Raw genomic sequence first — 4,061 nt, 5'->3', positions numbered from 1 at the left:
GGCTAGGCGCTGGAGCTAGACAAATTTCAAAGCGGAAACGCCGAAATAAGGAGATTTATATGCTTAAAACAATGCGTAAGGGAGAATGGTTTCACATGGTTGTCCCTAATGAATGGCAAGGAAAAACACCAGAAGAGGTTTTCCGTCAGATTTGGGAAGCTCCAAAGAAATTAACTCATAGCTTTAGAATGGAAAATGCAGTTCTATTAGATGGAAACCGGGTCAATTGGACTTTACCATTACATTCCGGCGATGTGTTACAAATCAAACTGTTTGTGGATGAACCTCTTACTGTGATCCCTCAATTCCATGATATTGACGTACTTTATGAGGATGATCATGTATTGGTGGTAAACAAGCCCCCATTTATGAGCACTCACCCAAATGATAATACAACGGACCACTCCACACTAATCAACGCCCTTGCTTTCTATTTACAATCAAAGGGAGAAGATAGAAATATTCGTCAAATCCACCGATTAGACCGAGATACTACAGGGGCAATTTTGTTTGCCAAGCATGCCTTGGCAGGAGCGATATTAGACAAAATGTTGGAAAAACGGGAGATAAAGAGAACATACATAGCTGCGGTACACGGTATGGTGAGACCAAAAAAAGGAAGAATCAATAAGGCAATTGGCCGGGACCGCCACCATGCGACTCGAAGAAGAGTGTCCGATACTGGACAGGAAGCTATTACTAATTATCAAGTACTATCTGAGGATAAAAATAAACATTTTTCAATTGTAAGATGCTGGCTTGAAACTGGAAGAACTCATCAAATAAGAGTCCATTTAAGCCATTTAGGTCACCCTTTAATCGGTGATACACTTTATGGTGGAGAGGAAATAGTGAATCGGCAGGCATTGCATGCGGCGAAGCTTGAATTCAATCATCCTCTTACCCATGAACTAATTACATGCCATGCCCCTATTCCAGATTTACCAAACCTGTTTCAATCCATCGATATATACTCGTTGTAGAGCCAAAGTATGAAGAAAAGCCTCCCTATTTCAGGAGGCTTTTCTTAATCCACGTATATTTTTGTATTAATCGGCTTTTCTGAAGGCTCTCATTACAAAGCTTAAAAGAAGAACCAACACTGCAGCTCCTATTATTGCGGGAATGATAGCAAAGTCAGCTACATGAGGACCCCAGTTTCCTAAAATTGCTGTCCCTATCCATGCACCAACAAAACCAGCAATAATGTTACCTATAATTCCACCAGGAATATTTCTTCCAACAATAAGCCCAGCTAACCAACCAATCACTCCGCCTACAATTAATGCCCAAATAAAGCTCACTTAAGAACACTCCTTTTTAGTATTCATCATTTCACTTATATTAGCATTTACCACTTCTCAGGCAGTTGTGGAAAATTAATTCTTGCTGCCTGTACTAATAAAGTACCCAGTTTTCTTTTTTATACTCCTCAAAGAACTAAAACAAAAATTAATTAAAAAAACTTTATACATAAATTATTCAACCAAGGCAAAAGTAAAAAAAGAACCATATTTAACGAGACTTAGTTATCAGAAAATTCTAATGTTAAGTTTTTGTAAATTTCGTAAAGATTGTATCCTTTTTCGACATTTTTCATATAAAATATCTTAGGGTTGTACATATTTAATTTAATGGGGGTTATCCACATGGCATTAAAGAAAACTGATAAATTCTCAGTATTACTTAGCAAAATTTCAACTAACTTAAAAGAAAGTACAAATTTCTTCACCGAATACAAATTAAAAAACGTAAGTGACTTAAAAATTTTCTCAGAGAAAATGAAGGAATTAGAAACTAAGGGCGACTCTTTTGTACATGAAGTCATTAAAGAACTGAATGATGCTTTCATTACTCCAATCGAGCGTGAAGATATTCTGCACCTTGCAATGAGCATGGATGATGTCCTTGACGGCCTTGAGGGTTGTGCAGCACTATTTGAAATGTATTCTATAACAAATGCGGATAACTTCATGATTCAATTTGTAGATGCCATTCAAGGAAGCGTTCATGAAATTGATAAAGCTGTTGAATTACTTTCTAATAAAAAACTAGCTCAAATTCGTGAACATGCTATTAAAATTAAGGATTTTGAATCAAAATGTGATAATATCCTACGTCAGTCTATTAAGAATTTATTCACAGTTGAAAAAGATCCAATTCGAATTATTCAATATAAGGAAATATATGAAGAACTTGAAGATATTGCTGACTACTGTCAAGCAGTTGCAAACACTCTTGAAACCATCATTATGAAAAATGCATAAGGAGCAAAAATATGAGCCTTGTTTTAATTTTAACCATATTAATCGTTATTGGCGCTCTTGCATTTGATTTTATTAATGGTTTTCATGATACTGCAAATGCGATTGCTACCTCTGTTTCAACAAAAGCCTTAAAACCACGCCAAGCTATTTTGTTGGCTGCCGTAATGAACTTTGTTGGTGCACTTACATTTACGGGTGTTGCTAAAACAGTATCTAAGGATATTGTTGATCCATTCATGTTGCATAATGGTTCTGTTGTTATTCTCGCAGCATTACTTTCAGCTATTTTTTGGAACTTACTTACTTGGTATTTTGGAATCCCAAGTAGTTCTTCTCACGCAATTATTGGGTCAATTGCTGGTGCAGCAATTGCAGCAGAAGGCTTTAATGTCTTAAACTACGGCGGATTTTTGAATATTTTAAAAGCACTTATCATTTCACCGCTTTTAGCTTTTGTGCTCGGTTTTATCATTTACAGTATTTTCAAAGTGTCGTTTAAAAACTTTAATTTAACGAAAACGAATCGAAATTTCCGTTATATCCAAATTGCCACCGCTGCATTACAATCATATTCACACGGGACAAATGATGCTCAGAAATCAATGGGTATCATCACTTTAGCCCTTATTGCAAATAATTATCTTCATCCAGATGCGGGTATTCCTTTTTGGGTACAATTATCCTGTGCCATTGCAATGGGATTAGGTACTTCTATCGGAGGTTGGAAAATTATTAAAACGGTTGGCGGTAAGATTATGAAAATCCGTCCAATCAACGGAGTTGCAGCTGATTTAACTGGAGCAGCAGTTATTTTTGGTGCTACCTTCATCCATTTACCAGTAAGTACAACACATGTTATTTCTTCAGGTATTTTAGGGGTTGGTTCTGCTCATCGCCTAAAAGGTGTTAAGTGGGATACCGCACAGCGTATGATGATCACTTGGGTCATTACCCTTCCTATTACTGCACTTTTAGCAGGAATTTGTTATTTTATTCTAAATTTATTCTTTTAAGATTGAAAAAGTGGCTGAACCTTTCAGCTGCTTTTTTTGTTGTTTCTACTTCTAAATGATGGACTCCCACATATTTTAAATGTAAAAGGACAAGTTTGGGGCTGATCTAATATATGAAACAAAAAATTGCTGCAATGCTGCTTGGGAGTTTACTATTAAGCCTTGGTGTAAATGGATTTTTAGTACCATACCAGCTCCTAGATGGTGGTGTCATCGGTTTAGGGTTAATTATTCACTACTTTTATGGCTGGCCAACGGGACTGAGTATCATTTTATTAAGTTTACCTCTCTATGTCCTTGCGTGGTTCTTCGAGAGACGTTATTTTTTTTATAGCCTCCATGGTTTAATTATTTCATCCTTTTGCATTGATTTATTTTCATTTATAAATGGAAAGATTCATCTTGATATACTGCCAAGCACGGTAATAGGTGGGATCCTGGTTGGAATAGGAATTGGCCTTATGCTTCGTTATGAAACAAGTACAGGAGGCACAGATTTATTAGCTCAAATATTAACTAAATTTACTTCTATCAATATTGGTATTATCATTTTTTTGATTGATGGACTAGTTATTACAAGTGGCATTCAAGTCGTTGGACTAGAAAAATTTTTCTACTCCCTTCTTACCATCCTTTGTGTTGGGTTAATGACAACAGTTACGGTTTCTCGAAGGCCTGAAACAAATTAATGAACTTTATCTTTGGATTTGTTAAACTTGTCTGTTGATTTCCGCTCCAGGCGCTTCGCTTTCCGTGGGCGTTTCGGCGAGCCTCCTCGGCG

The 4,061-nt window shown here is 36.4% G+C and carries 5 protein-coding genes; 4 read left to right on the top strand and 1 reads right to left on the bottom strand.

Features of this window, described 5'->3' with window-relative positions; genetic code table 11:
• On the top strand, positions 1 to 983 hold a 983-nt coding region (locus ABES03_RS00790), incomplete at its 5' end, for an RluA family pseudouridine synthase (protein WP_430114312.1).
• Positions 984 to 1,049: 66 nt separating this feature from the next.
• Here ABES03_RS00790 and ABES03_RS00785 read toward each other — a convergent pair.
• Positions 1,050 to 1,304 (bottom strand): GlsB/YeaQ/YmgE family stress response membrane protein, encoded by a 255-nt coding sequence (locus tag ABES03_RS00785; RefSeq protein WP_413302429.1) that lies wholly within the window; start codon positions 1,302 to 1,304, stop codon positions 1,050 to 1,052.
• Between the two features lie 345 nt (positions 1,305 to 1,649).
• On the opposite strand from ABES03_RS00785, the gene ABES03_RS00780 reads away from it, so the two are divergent.
• The 3 genes from ABES03_RS00780 to ABES03_RS00770 all read left to right on the top strand — a co-directional run bounded on the left by ABES03_RS00780 (position 1,650) and on the right by ABES03_RS00770 (position 3,969).
• Entirely contained in the window at positions 1,650 to 2,267 is a 618-nt protein-coding gene (locus tag ABES03_RS00780; protein WP_430114309.1) for a DUF47 domain-containing protein, read from the top strand.
• Positions 2,268 to 2,278: 11 nt separating this feature from the next.
• Entirely contained in the window at positions 2,279 to 3,280 is a 1,002-nt protein-coding gene (locus ABES03_RS00775; protein WP_430114307.1) for an inorganic phosphate transporter, read from the top strand.
• A 113-nt stretch (positions 3,281 to 3,393) separates the two neighbouring features.
• The gene (locus ABES03_RS00770) at positions 3,394 to 3,969 is read left to right on the top strand and encodes a YitT family protein (RefSeq protein ID WP_413302438.1); all 576 of its coding nucleotides are present in this window, start codon (positions 3,394 to 3,396) and stop codon (positions 3,967 to 3,969) included.
• The last annotated feature ends 92 nt before the right edge of the window (positions 3,970 to 4,061 follow it).

Origin of the sequence: Neobacillus rhizosphaerae (genome assembly GCF_050477885.1) — a bacterium.
Taxonomy (GTDB): domain Bacteria; phylum Bacillota; class Bacilli; order Bacillales; family Cytobacillaceae; genus Neobacillus; species Neobacillus rhizosphaerae_A.
The sequence above is the reverse complement of the archived record's forward strand: the minus strand, read 5'-3'. Positions and strand labels throughout refer to the sequence as shown.